This is a genomic window from Mitsuaria sp. TWR114, assembly GCF_007997345.1.
The window spans coordinates 1-968 of record NZ_VOSR01000096.1 but is presented as its reverse complement, the minus strand read 5'-3'; the positions used below and the strand labels follow the sequence as shown (position 1 = coordinate 968).

Genomic DNA, 968 nt, shown 5'->3' with positions numbered 1-968 from the left:
CCTGCGCGACTACGGCATGCTGCTGTCGCTGGTGGCGATCATGGCGCTCTTCGAGTTCCTGACCGACGGCACGCTGCTGGAACCGCTCAACCTCACCAACCTGGTCCTGCAGAACAGCTACATCGTCATCATGGCGCTGGGCATGCTGCTGGTGATCGTCGCCGGCCACATCGACCTCTCGGTGGGCTCGGTGTGCGGCTTCATCGGCGCGCTCGCGGCGGTGCTGATGGTGCAGTACGAATGGGCCGCGCTACCCGCCGGACTGGTCTGCCTGCTCGCGGGCGCGGTGATCGGCGGCGCGCAGGGCTGGTTCGTCGCCTACCTGGGCATCCCGTCCTTCATCGTGACGCTGGCCGGCATGCTGGTGTTCAAGGGCCTCGCGCTGGCGCTGCTGCAGGGCCAGTCGCTCGGCCCCTTCCCCGACAGCTTCCAGGCACTGAGCGCCGGTTTCCTGCCCGAGCTCTTCGGCCAGGAGGATCCGCGTCCGACGACGCTGGGCCTGGGCCTGCTGCTGACCGCCGTGGCGGTGGTCGTGGCCTGGCGCCACCGCGTCGCGGCGCTGCGGCACGGCATGGACACCGAACCCGGGCCGGTCTTCTGGCTGCGGCAGGCCTTGCTGGCCGGCGCGGTGCTCGCAATGAGCTGGCTGATGGCGTCCTACAAGGGCCTGCCCACGGTGATGGTGGTGATGGTGGCGCTGACGCTGCTCTACGACTTCATCGCCGGCCGCACCACGCTGGGCCGCCGCGTCTACGCGGTGGGCGGCAACGAGAAGGCGGCCCGGCTGTCGGGCGTGCGCACGCAGCGCATCGCCTTCCTGACCTTCGTGAACATGGGTGCACTGGCGGCGCTGGCCGGCCTGGTCTTCGCCGCGCGGCTCAATACCGCCACGCCCAAGGCGGGCCTGGGCTTCGAGCTCGACGTGATCGCCGCCTGCTTCGTCGGCGGGGCCTCGGCCTCGGGCGGCG

Annotated in this window: 1 protein-coding gene; it reads left to right on the top strand. The window is 70.7% G+C overall.

The genetic code is table 11. The annotated features are described in order from the left end of the window. Positions 1–968: multiple monosaccharide ABC transporter permease (gene mmsB, locus FUT87_RS04925; protein WP_147240258.1), on the top strand; the 968-nt coding region annotated here is incomplete at both ends.